This is a genomic window from Streptomyces spororaveus (genome assembly GCF_016755875.1).
GTDB lineage: Bacteria > Actinomycetota > Actinomycetes > Streptomycetales > Streptomycetaceae > Streptomyces > Streptomyces spororaveus.
Map to the genome: position 1 here is coordinate 545221 of NZ_BNED01000005.1, position 15961 is coordinate 561181.

A 15961-nucleotide genomic window follows, 5' to 3' on the forward strand; every position below is an offset into this window, starting at 1 on the left:
GGCGGGAACCGGCGCGGGCGGCTCGCCGGGCCGCCTGCCCAGAGCACTCGGGGTGGAGACGACGTATGGCACAGGCCGCCGACACAGCGCGGACCGTCATCCTGACCGTGGACGACGACCCGGGGGTCTCCCGGGCCATCGCCCGTGACCTGCGGCGGCGCTACGGGGCCGAGTACCGGATCGTGCGCGCCGAATCCGGCGAGTCCGCGCTGGAGGCGCTGCGCGAGCTCAAGCTGCGCGGCGACTTGGTGGCGGTGGTCCTCGCCGACTACCGGATGCCGCAGATGAACGGCATCGAGTTCCTCGAACAGGCCCTGGCGGTGTATCCGGGCGCACGGCGGGTGCTGCTGACGGCGTACGCCGACACCAACGCGGCGATCGACGCGATCAACGTCGTCGATCTCGACCACTACCTGCTCAAGCCCTGGGACCCTCCGGAGGAGAAGCTCTACCCGGTCGTGGACGATCTGCTCACGGCCTGGCGCACCAGCGACTACCGGCCGGTACCCGCCACCAAGGTGGTCGGCCACCGCTGGTCGGCGCGCTCCTCCGACGTCCGGGAGTTCCTGGCCCGCAACCAGGTGCCGTACCGCTGGTACTCGTCCGACGAGCCGGAGGGACGGCGGCTGCTGGAGGCGGCCGGGGCCGACGGCCGGCGGCTGCCGCTGGTGATCACGCCCGAGGGCACCGCGCTGGTCGAACCGGAGGCGCCCGAACTGGCCGCCCACGTGGGCCTGGCGACGACGCCGGCCGCCGATTTCTACGACCTCGTCGTCATCGGCGGCGGCCCGGCGGGGCTCGGCTCGGCGGTGTACGGGGCCTCCGAGGGGCTGCGTACCGTACTGGTCGAGCGGTCGGCGACCGGCGGACAGGCAGGCCAGAGCTCCCGCATCGAGAACTACCTCGGTTTCCCGGACGGCGTGTCGGGTGCCCAGCTCGCGGAGCGTGCCCGCCGCCAGGCCGGCCGGTTCGGAGCCGAGATCCTCACGGCGCGCGAGGTCACGGGGCTGGAGGTGAACGGTGCGGCACGCATCGTCCGCTTCTCGGACGGCTCGGCGATCGCCGCGCACAGCGTCATCCTGGCGACCGGTGTGTCGTACCGGCAGCTCCGCGCGCCGGGCTGCGACCAGCTGACCGGCTGCGGGGTGTACTACGGCTCCTCGCTCACCGAGGCGGCCTCCTGCCAGGGCCAGGACGTGTACATCGTGGGCGGCGCCAACTCGGCGGGGCAGGCGGCGATGTACCTGGCGCGCGGGGCCAAGTCGGTGACGCTGCTGGTGCGCGGGGAGTCCCTGGCGGCGTCGATGTCGTACTACCTGATCCAGCAGATCGAGGAGATGCCCAACATCACCGTGCGCACCCGGACCGTCGTCGAGGCGGCGCACGGCGACGGGCACCTGGAGCAGCTGACGCTCCGGGACGTGGACGGCGGAGCGAGCGAACTCGTCGACGCGCAGTGGATGTTCGTGTTCATCGGCGCGGCCCCGCTGACCGACTGGCTCGACGGCACGGTGCTGCGCGACGAGCACGGTTTCATCCTGACCGGGCCCGACCTCACGCCGGACGGGCGGCCGCCGGCCGAGTGGGAACTGGACCGGCCGCCCTACCACCTGGAGACCAACATTCCCGGCGTGTTCGTGGCGGGCGACGCACGCGCCCAGTCCGCGAAGCGCGTCGCGTCCGCCGTCGGAGAGGGAGCCATGGCCGTGATGCTCGTACACCGGTACCTGGAGCAGTCGTGAGCGGGCGGGTCATGCCCTGCAGCCCGCAGGAGATCGCCTCGTTGTTCCTGTTCGAGAAGCTCTCCCCGGAGCAGCTCGGGCGGCTGTGCGCCGAGGGGCGGGTGGAGCGGTTCGAAGCCGGCCCGGTCTACACCGAGGGCGCCACCGCCACCTGCTTCTACGTGATGATCGAGGGCACCGTCGTCCTGTCCCGCCGGGTCGGCGGCGACGACGTCGAGGTCAGCCGCACCTCGCAGCGCGGCGTGTACGCGGGGGCCATGCAGGCGTACCTGGGCGAACAGGTGCCGCAGACGTACACCAACTCGATGCGGGTGACCGAGCCCACGCGGTTCTTCGTACTGCCCGCGGAGTCGTTCGCGGACATCATGCGGGAGTGGTTCCCGATGGCGGCACACCTGCTGGAGGGGCTGTTCTTCGGCTCCAAGAACACGCAGCGGGCCATCGGACAGCGCGAACGGCTGCTGGCGCTCGGCTCCTTGTCCGCCGGCCTCACCCACGAGCTCAACAACCCGGCGGCGGCCGCCGTGCGCGCCACGGCGACGCTGCGGGAACGGGTGGGCAAGATGCGCCACAAGCTGGCCCACATCTCCCAGGGCCAGTACTCGCGCGAGACGATCGCCGAGCTCATCGACATCCAGGAGCGCACCGTCGAACGGGTCGCGAAGGCCACGGCGCTCAGTCCGCTGGAGGCCTCCGACCGGGAGGACGAACTCGCCGACTGGCTGGACGACCACGGCATCGCGGAGGGCTGGCGGCTCGCGCCCACCTTCGTACAGGCCGGACTGGACACGGACTGGCTGGAACAGGTCGCGGCGACCGTGGCCGAGGAGATCCTGCCGTCGGCCATCGGCTGGCTCAACTACACGGTCGAGACCGAGCTGTTGATGGATGAGATCGACGACTCCACCACGCGCATCTCCCACCTCGTCGACGCCGCCAAGCAGTACTCGCAGCTCGACCGCGCCCCGTACCGGGTCGTCGACGTCCACGAACTCCTCGACAGCACCCTGCTGATGCTGTCCGGCAAGATCGGCTCCCGGATCCGGGTGGTCAAGGAGTACGACCGCTCCGTACCGGACGTGCCCGCCTACCCGGCGGAGCTCAACCAGGTGTGGACCAACCTCATCGACAACGCCGTGTCCGCCATCGGGAGCACCGGCGAGGAGGGCACGCTGACGGTCCGCACGGCGCGGGAGGGCGATCGCCTGCTGGTGGAGTTCCGGGACACCGGGCCCGGTGTCCCGGCGGACATCCGCGGCCGTATCTTCGACCCCTTCTTCACCACCAAGCCGGTCGGCGAGGGCACCGGTCTGGGCCTCGACATCTCCTGGCGGATCGTCGTCAATAAGCACCACGGCAGCCTCCAGGTCGAGTCGGTCCCCGGTGACACCCGCTTCCAGGTACTGCTGCCCCTGACCGCCCCGGCCCCCGACGCAGACACGGAAACCCACACCGGATCCGACACCAGGACCGCGACCGCCGAGGAGCCCGCATGAGCGACATCGAGGGAATCGACCCGGGCGCCGCGCCCACCGGCACCGGCTGCGTCGAGTGCGACGAGCTGGGCGGCTGGTGGTTCCACCTGCGGCGCTGCGCCCAGTGCGGCCACATCGGTTGCTGCGACTCCTCCCCGGCCCAGCACGCCACCGCCCACTGGAAGTCCACCGGCCACCCCCTCGTGCAGAGTTTCGAGCCGGGCGAGGAGTGGTTCTGGAACTACGACACGGACGCCCTGTACGACTCCGGCCCCGAACTGACCGCTCCGCGCGACCACCCGGCGGACCAGCCGGCCCCGGGCCCGGCTGGCCGGGTTCCCGAGGACTGGACCCGGCGACTGAACCGCTGACCCGCGATCGCTCGGCCGACGGGCCGTTCCACGACAGGAGTCGCAGCCACCGGAGGCCGGGTTCCCGGGGCCGGCCGTGGCACGCGCCACACGTCGGCGGCGTACGGACGCCCGCCCCGGGCTCCCGGCGGCGTGGGCCGCGGCCTACTGCCCGAAGGCGCCGTGCCGGCCCGCCCCGGAAGCGAACCGGTCCGCTCCCTCCTGGGTCTCGCCCGCGTTCAGCGGTACCAGGCCGTGCCGGAACTCCCCCGCCAGCGCGTCCTCCTCGGTCAGGCCGTGCTGTTCCAGGACGGACAGCCGGTCGTGGCGCAGGCAGGTCTGGGGGAACCCGGCGATCTCGCGGGCCAGTTCCTCCGCGGCCGGCCTCGACCGGCCCGTGGGCACGACGCGGTTGGCCAGCCCGATCGCGTGCGCTTCGGCCGCGGTGACCGGGCGGCCCGTCAGGATCAGGTCCATGGCGCGGCTCTCGCCGATCAGGCGGGGCAGCCGCACGGTACCCCCGTCGATCAGGGGGACCCCCCAGCGGCGGCAGAACACGCCGAACACGGCGTCCTCCTCCGCGACCCGCAGATCGCACCAGAGCGCCAGCTCCAGGCCGCCCGCCACCGCGTGCCCCGCGACGGCCGCGATCACCGGCTTGCCCAACCGCATCCGGGTCGGCCCCATGGGCCCGTCGCCGGAGGCGAGCACCCGGTTGCCGCGCTCGGTGCCGATGGCCTTGAGGTCGGCGCCCGCGCAGAAGGTTCCGCCCTCGCCCCAGAGCACGGCGACGGCAGCACGGTCGTCCTGCTCGAACTCCCGGAAAGCGGCGCCCAGTTGCGCTGCCGTCGGACCGTCCACGGCGTTGCGTGCTCCTGGTCTGCTCAGGATCACCGTGTACACGGGCCCGTCCCGTTCCACCCGCACCGGGGGCTGCTCGTCCGCCATGCCCGTTCCCCTCCCGCTCGCCGGCCTCCATTGTGGGGGTGGGGAGGCCGCCGCGCGCGTGGCTCCCCGGACGCTCAGCCGGGCCCGCCCTCATCGGGGTGAGGGCACGGGAGGCTCGTCGGGCCGCCCGGTGTCACGAGCGCCGTCTCGTAGGCGAAGACGACGACCTGGGCGCGGCTGGAGAGCCCGAGCTTGCCCATCGCGCGGTTGAGGTGGGTCTTCACGGTGGCTTCGCTGATGAAGAGCTGCCGGGCGACTTCGGTGTTCGTCGCACCCGTGGCCACGAGACGCAGGACGTCGCGTTCCCGTCCGGTCACGGTGTGCCACTGCGGGGCGATCTCTCCCGGCGGTGTCGGCCCCGGGTGGTACGCCTCGATCAGGCGTCTGGTGACCGTCGGCGCGAAGAGCATGTCGCCCGAGGCGACGGTGTGGACGGCGGCGACGAGACGTTCCGGGGGCGTCTCCTTGAGCAGGAATCCGCAGGCGCCCGCGCGCAGGGCGTTGTAGACGTACTCGTCCAGGTCGAAGGTGGTCAGCACCAGGATCCTGGGCGCTGCGTCACCCGTGTCGGCGGCCCGGCGCAGGATGCGTCGTGTCGCCGTGATGCCGTCGGTGCCCGGCATCCGCAGGTCCATGAGGACGACATCGGGTGTGGTGGCCTCGGCCAGGCGGACGGCTTCCTCCCCGTCGCACGCCTCCCCGGCCACGGACAGCCCCGGCGCGGCGTTCAGCAGGGACACCAGTCCGGCACGGATGAGCAGTTGATCGTCGACCACCAGTACCGTGGGCATCGGGCGATTCGGTCCTCACCGGAAGGGGACGTCCCCGGTGCCCGGGGCCGGGAGACCACCCCGCCGGTCGCTGAGGGTGGGCGCCGGAAGGGTGAGCCGTACCTCGAACCCGCCGAGGGCGCGGGGGCCGGCGGTGACCGACCCGCCGTAGATCTTCGCGCGCTCCCTCATACCGATCAAGCCGTGACCAGGTGACATCCCTTGGTTTGGCCGGAAGTTGCCGTCCCCCTCGTCCGTCACGCACACCACGACGGTGCGGCGTTCGTAGCGGATGGTGACGGCCGCCCTGGTCGGTCCCGCGTGCTTGAGCACATTCGTCAGGGCCTCCTGGACCACTCGGTAGACGCACAGGGCCATGCCCTGCGGAAGCCGGGTGGGGGATCCCGCGACCTCCATGGTGACCTCGACCCCCGCTCCGCGCACCCGCTCCAGCAGCCTGTCCAGGAGGTCGAGCCCGGGGGCGGGCGCGTAGGCAGTGCCGTCCTCCGGCGGTCCCTCCTGGCCGACCCGCAGGAGTACGAGCATCCGGCGCATCTCCTCCAGCGCCTCCCGGCTGGTGTCCGCGATGGTGTCCAGAGCCTGCCGGCTCGCCGCCGGGTCCGTAGTGAACACGTACGAAGCCATGCCCGCCTGGAGCGAGATCACCGACATGTGGTGGGCGACCACGTCGTGCAGCTCCCGCGCGATGCGCACCCGCTCCTCCGTGAGCGCCCGGAGCGCGCGCTCCTCCTGCTGCCGGCGCAGCTGGAGGGTCAGTTCGGCGAACTGCCTGTTCCGTTCGGCGAGGGCCGCCGAGCCGCGACCGACGACGAAGACGACGGCCGGGAACAGGACCGCCTGGGCGAGGACGGTCGGCATGGAGCTGTTGTCGAGGTTGCCGACCCCGGCGTACACCCAGACTCCCGCCACGACGGCCGCGCACACGAGCGCTGTCCGGGGGCGACGGGTCGCCGCCACCGTGTACAGCCCCAGGAGCGCGGGCATCGAATTGACCACCGGCCAGTACCCGCAGGCGATGAAGAGGATCCACAGCACGGCGGCGGCGCCGAACACGGCGACGGGCGCGATCCGCCGGGCCACCATGACCAGACCCACCAGGGCGGTCAGGACCGCCCCCGGCCCGTCCACGGGCCGCCATCCGGCCGGCGGCTGCTCCCGCCCCAGCAACAGCCCGGCGCCGACGTAGCCCAGGGCGAGCAACAGGTCGACGAGCAGCGGCCGGTACCTTCCCCCGAGCCTGTCGAGAACTCCCGATCCAGCGTGCATCGGCGCAGCCTACGGGCCTTCGGGCGGCCGGGCCATGCGCCTGCCGCAGGACCGGTTCCTACCGCGGCCGCATGGTCCCCGTACCGCGGAAGTCGCAGGCCGACCGGCCGCCACCGGCACCGGGTGGAGCCCCGAATCAACCCGGTGCGTGCCGCCGGACTGCCTCCGGCTCGCCTAGTTTTCTGTCCGGCCGACCGCCGGAGCACCGTGTGGTGGCGGCGCACACCCCACGTTCCGATTTTCCGGGAAAGGAAGACATCGCCATGACCACTCCTGTGAAGCGCATGCTCGTCGGAGCCTCCGCAGTCGCCTCGGCCCTCGTCATCGGGCTGGCGGGCACCGCGAGCGCGGCCGCCATCGGCTTCAACCAGACCTCCACCAGCGGCAAGGCCGAGATCAGCGGTACCTACGAGTACCACGTTTCGGGAACGATCCCGCAGACCAAGGAGAAGCTCTACGCCGGGTCGTTCAAGGGCGCGACGGCCAAGGACAAGGTGGCGGGCGACGGCTACGAGGCGGTCCTGGCCCTGTCCTACCAGGACTGGAAGGGCGGTGCCTGGCACAGCGTGAAGAACCACGTGGCCGTGGTCAACGGCTCGAAGAGCTGGACCTTCAAGGACAAGAAGGACGTCAAGGCCTACGCCTGCGACCGCAAGGTCGGCACCGCCAAGCTGCTGAACTGCCGCGCCGCCTGGTAGGCCGGTCCCACCGTCGCCCACCGGCGAACGGATCCGGAGACCCACGGGGGAGCCTCCGGATCCGTTTGGCCGTGCCAGCAGGACCGCAGTACCGAAGGGCGGGCCGTCACCCCTGCGACGGCCCGCCCTTCGGCGCGCAGGCGCGCCCGGTCACGCCTTGAGGGCGCGCCCGGCCACGGTCAGCGCGAGGCGGCGGGGCGCCAGGGCGGACGCCGTGGCGGAGAGCCGGTTGCCGAGACCGACCACGATGCTGGGCGGGGTCTTGCCGCGTTCCAGTGCCCGGCGCGTGGCGGTGACGACCTGCTCCGGGGTGGCCATGCGGCCCACGGCGGCGTCCCGGCTGCCGACGACGTCGAAGAACTCGGTGCGGACCGGGCCCGGCGAGACGGCGAGCACCCGCAGGGAGGAGGCGCGCGTCTCGTACGCGACGGCCTCGGTGAAGTTCAGGACGAAGGCCTTCGTGGCGCCGTAGACCGCCATCGCCGGGGTCGGCTGGTAGGCGGCCGCGCTGGCCACGGTGACGAGGGCGCCCCGGCCGTCGGCCGTCAGGGCGGGCAGGAACTCCCTGGTCAGTTCCGTGACCGCGAGCACGTTGAGCTGGATCATCTCGCTGATCCGGGTGGGGTCCTCGCCGGCGAAGGGGCCGTGGCTGCCGAAGCCCGCGTTGTTGACCAGCGTGTGGACCGGTACGCCGAGTCCGTCGAGCTCCGCGCGCAGCGCCGCCGCGGCACCGGGCCGGGCGAGGTCCGCGGCGATCGGGCGGGCCTTGACCCCGTAGCGGCGCTCCAGGTCCGCCGCCAGGTCCTCCAGCCGGTCGACGCGCCGGGCGACGAGGACGACGTCCGCTCCGCGCTGCGCCCACTGCCGGGCGAACTCGACGCCGAGGCCTGCGCTCGCCCCGGTGATCAGGGCTGTGGTTCCGCGGTATGTCATAGACATGGGTCGGCGCTCCGTTCCGGGACTCCGGCTGTTGGTCGATACTTGAATGTAGACAGAGCAAACATTGTTGTCAATGACAACATCGAGGGAGGAGACCGCCTTGGCCGACGCCGACGCGCCCTATCACCACGGCAATCTCAGGGAGGCCCTGCTGGCCCGCGCGGAAGAGGTGCTCGCGACCTCGGGGGCGGACAGCCTGTCGCTGCGCGCCCTCGCCCGGGACCTCGGCGTCAGCCATGCGGCGCCGGGCCGCCACTTCCGCGACCGGCAGGCGCTGCTCGACGCACTCGCAGTGGGCGGCTTCACCCGGCTCAACGAACGCCTCCGGGCCGCCGTGGGCGAGCCCGGCCCCATCGCCACCCGGCTCGCCTCCATGGGCCGCGCCTACGTCGGTTTCGCCGTCGCGCACGCCCCCCTGCTGAGCCTGATGTTCACGGCCAAGCACGCCGACCGCTCCAGCGACGAACTGCGCGAGCTCGGCCACCGGAGCCTGGAGATCGCCGCCGAACTGATCGCCCTGGCGCAGCGGGAGGGTGTCGTACGGGCCGGCGACCCGGCCCGTCTCGCCCAGGTCGCCTTCTCCGTGGTGCACGGCCTCGCGGCCCTGGCCGTGGGTTCACTCCTCGACGACACTCCGCTGGAGGAGGCGACCGACCTCGCCCTCGACGTCCTGCTCACCGGCCTCGGGCCGGCCGGTTCCGCAGCGGCCGCCGAGACCGCGCGACCTGACGCTCCTTAGCGCATTTCCCTCCACGGCGCCACTGCCGAACACAGGGGTGCGGCCGAAATCGATCGAAAGGCGAGCGCGGAGTTCCCGCGCTTCGCGCGGCGCCCACAAGCCGTGGACCTGCCATGACGCCATCACACACCCCATAAGGGGCTCTTCCCTCGCCGGAATTCGGCACCTTCGATGGCGCATTACCGATCCTCCGGTCCGATGAACTCCAACGAAAGCCCGCATGCGGGAAGTTGGGCGTCGTTATGCTCCCGGCCACCGGTCAGAAGGTCCCCCTTTTCGATAGTTCGAGGACGCCGATGCAGCAAAGAGGTACTCCCCCCGAAAGTCCCCACCTTGAGGGAAGAGCGAGCCGGTTGCTTCCCGCGGTCGCGGTCGTGGGCGCGGCCTGCCTGGCAGCTGCGCTCGTCTCCTCCTCTCGACCGCTCGGCACCGTCCTGATCTCCGTCGGCGCCCTGTGCGCCGCCGCGATCCTGGTCGAGGCGTTACGGCGCGGTCGCACGGCCGCCGCCGGGCGCGCCCAGGTCGCGGCTCTCCAGCACGTCCTGGCCCGGCAGGAGGCCGAGGCGGGCCGGCTGTCCCAGGTGGTGCTGCCCGAGGCCATCGAGCGGCTGCGCAAGGGCGAGCTGGCCGAGGACGTGCTGACCGCCCTGGGCGGGCGCGGCGGCCACGGCAACCGCTGGGGCGACGACGAGGCCCTGACCCCGCGCTTCCGGGCCGCCCTGCAGGCCGTGCTGTCCCACGTCATCGACGCGGTCGACAACGAGGAGAGCCTTCGCGACTCGGCGCAGCGGGCCTTCGTGAACGTGGCCCGCCGGGTGCAGGCGATCGTCCATCAGCAGGCCCACGAGATGCGCGAGATGGAGGACCGGCACGGCACCAACCCGGACGTCTTCGGCGACCTGCTGCGGCTCGACCACGGCACCGCCCTGATCGGCCGGCTCGCCGACTCCATCTCGGTCCTCGGCGGTGCGCGCCCCGGCCGCCAGTGGAGCAGGGCCGTCACCCTGTACTCGGTGATGCGCGGAGCGATGTCGAGGATCATCGACTACCAGCGGGTGGAGCTCCACTCGGTCTCCGAGGTCGCCGTCGTCGGTCCGATCGTCGAACCGCTGATCCACACGCTGGCGGAGCTGCTGGACAACGCCACCCGGTACTCGCCGCCGCACACCCGGGTCCACCTGACGGCCGTCGAGGTGCAGTCGGGCATCGCCGTGGAGATCGAGGACGGCGGCCTCAGCATGAGCGAGGAGGCCCGCGGGCGGGCGGAGAAGATGCTCGCCCAGGCGCAGTCCGGGATCGACCTCAACGACCTGGGCGAGACGCCGAGGCTGGGGCTGGCGGTGGTCGGCCGACTGGCGCAGGCGTACGGGTTCCAGGTGTCCCTGCGCTCGTCCGCGTACGGCGGCGTCCGTGCCGTGGTCATCGTGCCGCAGCACCTGATCACGACGGCGTCCTCCGCGACCGGTCTCGCCCACGGCATCGGCTCCTCCTCGGGGCCCAGGGCCGTGGCCGCCACACCGCGCGAGCACCCCTTCGACCGCTCGCCGGCGGGCGTGGGCGTACCCCGGCCGGCTCCGGCGCCCAGGCCGGCGCCCGTCGGTGTCGAGCAGCCGGCGGCCACCGCGCGTACCGCGACCGGCCTGCCGCAGCGACGCCGCAAGGACCGTGTGGCCGTCTCCGACCCCCGGCCGGCCGTGGAGCCGCAGTCGGCGGACGACGGCGGCCCCGGAATGTGGCTGGAGGCGTTCCACAGCGGCCTGTCCGGTACGCCCGGCCACGACGTGCCGGGCGCCGAAGGCGCGTCGGGCTCAGCGACCAAGGGGGTATGAACAGTGATGACTCAGCGAATCAGCAGCATGGACTGGATGCTCAAGGACCTGGCCGCCGGAGTGCCGCAGACGCGGCACGTGATCGTCCTGTCCGCGGACGGGCTCTGCGTGGCGCAGTACGGGGCCGAGACCGACACGGCCGACCGCCTGGCGGCGGCCTGTGCGGGCCTGCAGAGCCTGGCCGGGGCGGTGGCGGCGGAGCTGCCCCGCTCGGAGGGCAGGATGCGCCTGGTCGTGATCGAGATGGACGGCGGGTTCTTCTACCTGATGGCCGCCGGCGACGGCTCCTACCTCGCGGTCCTCGCCGACGAGGGCGTGGACGCGGGCCTGATGGGCGCGCAGATGCGCAACCTGGTGACCCGAATGGGGGACCACCTGAGCAGCCCGCCCCGGCATGACGGGCAGCCCGCGTGAATGAGCCGCCCACCAGCTGGGAGGACAGCAGCCCGGAACGGCTCTACGTCATCACCGGCGGACGCAGTGGACCCTCCACCGCCGTCCATCTGGACCTCGTGACCTTAGTCGTGGCCAAAGGGTCCGCCCGGCCCGAGATGCAGCCCGAGCAGGCGGCCATCCTGCGGATGTGTCAGTCACCGCTGTCGGTGGCCGAGATCGCCGCATACGCGGGCCTGCCCGTGAGCGTCGTCACCGTGCTGGTCGGGGATCTGATGGCCGCTCGACGCGTGTACGTCCGTCCGCCCGTTCCCGCCGCGCAGCTACCCGACCTAGCTCTGATCGAGGCAGTGATCGATGGACTTCAGAAGCTCTGACCCGCCCACGGGGCCCCGCCCGGCGGACATACTCCCGCAGACGGCCGCGGCCGCCGTGAAGATCGTCATCGTCGGCGGATTCGGGGTGGGCAAGACGACGATGGTCGGTGCGGTCAGCGAGATCAAGCCGCTGACGACCGAGGAGACGATGACCCGGGCCGGCGTCGGCGTCGACGACACCTGGGGCGTGGACCGGAAGATCACCACCACCGTCGCCATGGACTTCGGCCGCATCAGCATCAACGACGAGCTCGTCCTGTACCTGTTCGGAACACCTGGCCAGGAGCGTTTCTGGTTCCTGTGGCGCGGGCTCTTCGAGGGAGCGCTCGGGGCGGTCGTACTCCTCGACACCCGCCGCCTGGAGATCAGTTTCGATGTGATCGGACGGCTGGAGGAGCGGGGCGTCCCCTTCGTCGTGGCCGTCAACTCCTTCCCCGGCGCGCCCGAGCATCCGCTGGAGGAACTGCGCCAGGCCCTCGACCTGCCCCCCTCCGTCCCGATCCTCACCTGCGACGCCAGGCGGCGGGAATCGTCCCGCGACGTCCTGCTGACCCTCATGCGCTACCTGCACTCCCAGGCAGCCACCCAGGAGGCAATGTGAGTACCACCCCCACCCCCACCCCCGGTACCGGCTCCACCCCACCGCCCGAGTGCCCCGCCCACGCGGCGGCGACCACGGGTGGCCTGCACCGTCTCCACGGGGCGGAGGCCCAGGCCGATCCCCTCGCCCTGTACGAGAAGCTGCGGGCCGAGCACGGCCCGGTGGCCCCCGTACTGGTGAGCGGAGACCTCCCGGCCTGGCTGGTCCTCGGCCACCGGGAGAACCTGGACGTGGCGCGCACGTCCTCGCGCTTCGCCCGCGACCCGCGGGGATGGCGCGACATGCGGGAGGGCCGGGTGCCGGCCGACACCCCGCTCGGCCCCATGGTGTCGTGGGTGCCGGTGTGCAACTTCACCGACGGACCCGCTCACGAGCGGCTCCGCTCGGCCGTGGTGGAGTCCCTGGAGCGGTTCGACAAGCGCGGCATCCGCCGCTACGTGACCCGCTTCGCCAACCAGCTCGTCGACCAGATCGCGCGTGAGGGGTACGCCGACCTGGTGTCCGCCTTCTCCGACCAGCTCCCCATGCTGGTCATGACGCAGCTCATCGGGGCGCCCGACGAGCACGGGCCCCTTCTGGTGAACGCGGCTCGCGACATGCTCCAGGGAACCGAGACGGCCCTGCAGAGCGACCGCTACGTCACCGCCACGCTGGAGAGCCTGGTCGTCGAGCGCAAGGCCAAGCCGGCCCGCGACCTCGCCTCCTGGCTGATCGAGCACCCCGCCGACCTGACCGACACCGAGGTGCTGATGCACCTGCGCGTCGTGCTGATCGCGGCCTACGAGACCACCGCCAACCTGATCGCCAACACGCTGCGGACCGTACTGACCGACCCGCGGTTCCGGGCCAGCCTCTCCGGAGGCCACATGACGCTGCCCGACGCCTTGGAGCAGGTCCTGTGGGACGATCCGCCGATCAACACGATCATCGGGCGCTGGGCCACGGGTGACACCCAGCTCGGCGGCCAGCAGGTGAAGGCAGGCGACATGATCCTGCTCGGGCTGGCCGCGGGCAACGCCGACCCGCAGATCCGGCCCGATCCCGCTGCCTCCGTCCACGGCAACCGTTCCCACCTGGCCTTCAGCAGCGGCCCGCACGAGTGCCCGGGCCAGGACATCGGCCGTGCCATCGCGGACACCGGCATCGAGGTCCTGCTGGACCGGCTGCCCGACCTCCAGCTGGCGGTCGACGCGAGCGAGCTGCAATGGCGCGGCACCCTCATGTCACGCCACCTGCTGTCCCTGCCGGTACGGTTCGCCCCGCGCGCCGCGCCGGACCCGCTGCCCCAGGAGGAACAGCCGGCCGGGCACCCCGTGCACGCGGTGATCCCGCCGCAGCCGACGGCGGCGCCCGCCGTCGCCGGTCGCCGTCGCCGCGGTCGCGGTCGCGGCGTCAGCTGGTGGAAGAGGCTGCTCGGCCGCGTCTGACGGCCTCCCGGCCCAGGGCTTCCGGCCCAGGGCTCCCGCCGTACCGGCCGGAGCCCTGGGCATCGCTCAGCCGGGTACCCGCCACCAGGAGGCGAGGGCCGGCAGGTCCGGCGCCCCGGTGCCGCGGAAGCTGGGGGCGTCGGCGAACCGGACCTCGAACCCGGCGTCCGCGAGGGGCAGTTCGTGCCGGTTACGCGGGCTCGCGTACCGCGGCGCCCGACTCTGCCAGGTGATGGAGCCGGCCACGTAGTGCCCCAACGCCGCCAGATGGCGGCGCAGTTCCGCGCCCGCTCCTTCCTCCAGCCCCGCCCGCAGCGTCATGAAGCGGACCATCACCCGGTCGCGCAGGGCCACCGCGAGCGGCACGGCCTCGGCGGGCGAGCAGTTCTCCTGGTGGGCGAGGACGTTGACGAGGTTGATCTCCCGCGGCCGCAGGTGGTCGTCCTTGTCGTAGGAGAACAGGTCGTTGTCCGCGCTGACGACGAATCCCGCCGTGTCCGTGAGTGCCGTCAGCGCGCGGGAACAGAGCACCTCCGCCGGCAGCCGGTCCCCGCGTGCGACGTCGGACCAGGTCAGCGAGAAGCGCGTGCCGTTGGCCAGCGGCCCCATGGCGACGAAGTCGTTCAGCCCGGGCATGGTCCCGGCCTCGGCCCGGGCGGCCCGCCAGGCCGCTCCGAGCAGCCAGTCGCGCGTCCCCTCGGTGAACCTGCGCAGCTCGTAGGGCGTGAGCATGGCGTGGGTGCGGCGTACCAGGTCCAGCAGCGCGCGGGTCATGGGTCCGTCGGGCAGTACCGACGCCCCCGGGTCCTCGATGGTCCGCAGCAGGCGTACGCCGTGTTCGACGACGGCACTCGTCCCCACCTCGTCGGAGCCCGAATCCTGCCAGTCGTCGACGGCGTTGGCCCAGTAGTTCCACTCGGTGAAGAGCTGGACGGCCGCCACGTCCCCGTCGGGGATGATGCGGCAGGAGAAGTCGGCGCTGTGGGTGGCGAGACCCCACGCGCGCTCGACCGGGTCCGGGTAGACGCCGAAGGCGTCCAGCCATGCGACCGCCCGGTCCTCCACCTGCTTCGCCTCGGGATGGACGAGGTCGCGCTCCAGCGGGCAGTAGAAGGACGGCAGGCGCGGACCGAGGAGCGAGGGGCGCGGCGCCGGCGGCGCCGGTGGCGCCGTCACGGGCGGCCACCGAGCCGGAAGCGCAGCAGCCGCGTCTGGACCGCGTGGTCACGCCAGAGCCGGAAGAACCTGCCGTGCGCCAGCGTCGACTGTTCGAGCCGTTCCCCGGACCAGGCGCCGGGCTCGGCGTCGGCGCCCGCGCGGAGCCGGTCGAGTTCGGCGGTGTTCCACGCCATGGACTGCACCCAGAACTCCGTCACCGAGTCCGTCACGTCCTCGTCGTGCACGAGCTCGAATCCGGCGGCCTCGGCCGCGGCGAGGTACTCCCCTCTCAGTCCGAGCCGCGTTCTGTAGTAGCCGTCGATGAACTCGCGCGACGCGGAGCGGCCCGCGAAATGCTCCTGGATCCCGAACCATCCACCGGGCACGAGCGCCTTGGCGACGACTTCGAAGAGTCTGGTCCGGTCGGTGTAGCCGCTGCTCTCGTTGGCGTAGACGGCGTCGTAGGCACGCGTTTCGTCCAGGTCGTGCACATCCGCCAGTACGGGGTTCACGCGCTCCCCGACCCCGGCGTGCAGGGCGAAGTGCCGGACGATCGGAATGTGTTCCGCGGCGACGGTGAGGCTGGTGACCGACGCCCCGTGCTCCTGCGCCCAGTACAGGGACGTCCCGCCGAGGCCGCAGCCGATGTCCAGCAGCCGCCTGGGAGGGGCCTCGTACGCGCCCCAGGACCGGGCCGAGTGCTGGACGATCCGTTCCTGCGCGTCGATCATGCGCTGCTTCAGCACGCTCTGGGGGACGGTGGTGTCCGGTGGGCCGTCCGGGTACAGGCCCACGTGGAAGTGGACGCGCGGGCCCGGGCCGTACTTGTGCAGGATCTCCTGCGTCTTGCGGCTGTAGTACAGACGTATGGGATCGTCCGCGGCCGATCCCTGGCCGCTGCCTAAGGATGGTGCGAGGGGGGTGACGCGCATGGGGTGTCCGCCCTTTCGTGGGGTAGGGCCGCCTCCGGGGCCCGCGGTCACCGCTCTCACCGCGTCCCGTCCGGCACACTGTTGAAGCACGGATCATCGTGGCACTTCACAAGCCCCACGTCAGCCCACTGGAGCAACACGGAGCGGCATCCGGGCGCCGCCGGAAGCGGGCTGGCCCGTCACGCGGGTCGCGCGCCCCCGCTCCGGCGCGTACCCGGCGTCACGCCGGAGCGCCCGTTCGCACAGCGGACATGTGTTCGATGGAAATCCTGCGGACCGAAGCGGACAGAAACGGT

The 15961-nt window shown here is 72.1% G+C and carries 16 protein-coding genes; 10 read left to right on the forward strand and 6 right to left on the reverse strand.

What is annotated here, in order from left to right; genetic code table 11:
* The first annotated feature begins 65 nt into the window (after positions 1–65).
* The 3 genes from Sspor_RS05125 to Sspor_RS05135 are packed head-to-tail and all read left to right on the forward strand — an operon-like array spanning position 66 to position 3588.
* Positions 66–1742: an NAD(P)/FAD-dependent oxidoreductase gene (locus Sspor_RS05125; protein WP_202197970.1), complete on the forward strand. Its 1677-nt coding sequence runs from the start codon at positions 66–68 to the stop codon at positions 1740–1742.
* Positions 1739–3238, forward strand: a complete 1500-nt coding sequence (locus Sspor_RS05130) for an ATP-binding protein (protein WP_202197971.1) — start codon at positions 1739–1741, stop codon at positions 3236–3238. Before Sspor_RS05125 ends, Sspor_RS05130 begins: the two co-directional genes overlap by 4 nt.
* The gene (locus Sspor_RS05135) at positions 3235–3588 is read left to right on the forward strand and encodes a UBP-type zinc finger domain-containing protein (protein ID WP_202197972.1); all 354 of its coding nucleotides are present in this window, start codon (positions 3235–3237) and stop codon (positions 3586–3588) included. The genes Sspor_RS05130 and Sspor_RS05135 overlap by 4 nt, the downstream gene beginning before the upstream one ends.
* A 144-nt stretch (positions 3589–3732) precedes the next feature.
* Here the strand turns inward: Sspor_RS05135 and Sspor_RS05140 are convergent, their stop codons facing one another.
* From Sspor_RS05140 to Sspor_RS05150, 3 genes are all read right to left on the reverse strand, one after another.
* Positions 3733–4515, reverse strand: a complete 783-nt coding sequence (locus Sspor_RS05140; protein WP_202197973.1) for a crotonase/enoyl-CoA hydratase family protein — start codon at positions 4513–4515, stop codon at positions 3733–3735.
* Between the two features lie 74 nt (positions 4516–4589).
* Positions 4590–5306 carry a response regulator gene (locus Sspor_RS05145; RefSeq protein WP_202197974.1) on the reverse strand — a complete coding sequence of 239 codons (717 nt, stop codon included), beginning with the start codon at positions 5304–5306 and terminating at the stop codon, positions 4590–4592.
* Between the two features lie 15 nt (positions 5307–5321).
* Positions 5322–6572, reverse strand: a complete 1251-nt coding sequence (locus Sspor_RS05150; RefSeq protein WP_202197975.1) for a sensor histidine kinase — start codon at positions 6570–6572, stop codon at positions 5322–5324.
* A 263-nt stretch (positions 6573–6835) separates the two neighbouring features.
* Here Sspor_RS05150 and Sspor_RS05155 point away from each other — a divergent pair, with 263 nt between their 5' ends.
* Entirely contained in the window at positions 6836–7270 is a 435-nt protein-coding gene (locus Sspor_RS05155; protein WP_202197976.1) for a hypothetical protein, read from the forward strand.
* A gap of 150 nt (positions 7271–7420) precedes the next feature.
* On the opposite strand, the gene Sspor_RS05160 is transcribed toward Sspor_RS05155, so the two are convergent.
* Entirely contained in the window at positions 7421–8209 is a 789-nt protein-coding gene (locus tag Sspor_RS05160; RefSeq protein WP_202197977.1) for an SDR family NAD(P)-dependent oxidoreductase, read from the reverse strand.
* A 73-nt stretch (positions 8210–8282) separates the two neighbouring features.
* Between Sspor_RS05160 and Sspor_RS05165 the strand changes: the two genes are divergently transcribed.
* The 6 genes from Sspor_RS05165 (at position 8283) to Sspor_RS05190 (ending at position 13575) form a co-directional block, all read left to right on the forward strand.
* Positions 8283–8948, forward strand: coding sequence for a TetR/AcrR family transcriptional regulator (locus tag Sspor_RS05165; protein WP_202197978.1), 666 nt, complete (start codon positions 8283–8285; stop codon positions 8946–8948).
* A 296-nt stretch (positions 8949–9244) separates the two neighbouring features.
* The gene (locus Sspor_RS05170) at positions 9245–10777 is read left to right on the forward strand and encodes a sensor histidine kinase (RefSeq protein ID WP_202197979.1); all 1533 of its coding nucleotides are present in this window, start codon (positions 9245–9247) and stop codon (positions 10775–10777) included.
* Positions 10778–10783: 6 nt separating this feature from the next.
* Positions 10784–11191 (forward strand): roadblock/LC7 domain-containing protein, encoded by a 408-nt coding sequence (locus Sspor_RS05175; RefSeq protein ID WP_030713382.1) that lies wholly within the window; start codon positions 10784–10786, stop codon positions 11189–11191.
* Positions 11188–11547 (forward strand): DUF742 domain-containing protein, encoded by a 360-nt coding sequence (locus Sspor_RS05180; RefSeq protein WP_202197980.1) that lies wholly within the window; start codon positions 11188–11190, stop codon positions 11545–11547. Before Sspor_RS05175 ends, Sspor_RS05180 begins: the two co-directional genes overlap by 4 nt.
* A complete protein-coding gene (locus Sspor_RS05185) occupies positions 11528–12148 on the forward strand; it encodes a GTP-binding protein (RefSeq protein WP_202197981.1) in 621 nt (206 codons plus the stop codon). The genes Sspor_RS05180 and Sspor_RS05185 overlap by 20 nt, the downstream gene beginning before the upstream one ends.
* Positions 12145–13575: a cytochrome P450 gene (locus Sspor_RS05190; protein WP_237403677.1), complete on the forward strand. Its 1431-nt coding sequence runs from the start codon at positions 12145–12147 to the stop codon at positions 13573–13575. Before Sspor_RS05185 ends, Sspor_RS05190 begins: the two co-directional genes overlap by 4 nt.
* Before the next feature lie 66 nt (positions 13576–13641).
* Here the strand turns inward: Sspor_RS05190 and Sspor_RS05195 are convergent, their stop codons facing one another.
* Together Sspor_RS05195 and Sspor_RS05200 are read right to left on the reverse strand one after the other, a co-directional pair.
* Positions 13642–14751, reverse strand: a complete 1110-nt coding sequence (locus Sspor_RS05195; RefSeq protein ID WP_237403678.1) for a terpene synthase family protein — start codon at positions 14749–14751, stop codon at positions 13642–13644.
* Complete coding sequence (locus Sspor_RS05200; protein WP_202197982.1) at positions 14748–15665, reverse strand: SAM-dependent methyltransferase; 918 nt, start codon at positions 15663–15665, stop codon at positions 14748–14750. Before Sspor_RS05200 ends, Sspor_RS05195 begins: the two co-directional genes overlap by 4 nt.
* Between the last annotated feature and the right edge of the window lie 296 nt (positions 15666–15961).

Excerpts from the sequence above, each read along its gene's own strand:
- Sspor_RS05125 (WP_202197970.1), top strand. The coding sequence starts at position 66 with ATGGCACAGGCCGCCGACACAGCGCGGACCGTCATCCTGACCGTGGAC.
- Sspor_RS05135 (WP_202197972.1), top strand. The coding sequence starts at position 3,235 with ATGAGCGACATCGAGGGAATCGACCCGGGCGCCGCGCCCACCGGCACC.
- Sspor_RS05140 (WP_202197973.1), bottom strand. The coding sequence starts at position 4,515 with ATGGCGGACGAGCAGCCCCCGGTGCGGGTGGAACGGGACGGGCCCGTG.
- Sspor_RS05145 (WP_202197974.1), bottom strand. The coding sequence starts at position 5,306 with ATGCCCACGGTACTGGTGGTCGACGATCAACTGCTCATCCGTGCCGGA.
- Sspor_RS05150 (WP_202197975.1), bottom strand. The coding sequence starts at position 6,572 with ATGCACGCTGGATCGGGAGTTCTCGACAGGCTCGGGGGAAGGTACCGG.
- Sspor_RS05155 (WP_202197976.1), top strand. The coding sequence starts at position 6,836 with ATGACCACTCCTGTGAAGCGCATGCTCGTCGGAGCCTCCGCAGTCGCC.
- Sspor_RS05160 (WP_202197977.1), bottom strand. The coding sequence starts at position 8,209 with ATGTCTATGACATACCGCGGAACCACAGCCCTGATCACCGGGGCGAGC.
- Sspor_RS05165 (WP_202197978.1), top strand. The coding sequence starts at position 8,283 with ATGACAACATCGAGGGAGGAGACCGCCTTGGCCGACGCCGACGCGCCC.
- Sspor_RS05170 (WP_202197979.1), top strand. The coding sequence starts at position 9,245 with ATGCAGCAAAGAGGTACTCCCCCCGAAAGTCCCCACCTTGAGGGAAGA.
- Sspor_RS05175 (WP_030713382.1), top strand. The coding sequence starts at position 10,784 with ATGACTCAGCGAATCAGCAGCATGGACTGGATGCTCAAGGACCTGGCC.
- Sspor_RS05185 (WP_202197981.1), top strand. The coding sequence starts at position 11,528 with ATGGACTTCAGAAGCTCTGACCCGCCCACGGGGCCCCGCCCGGCGGAC.
- Sspor_RS05200 (WP_202197982.1), bottom strand. The coding sequence starts at position 15,665 with ATGCGCGTCACCCCCCTCGCACCATCCTTAGGCAGCGGCCAGGGATCG.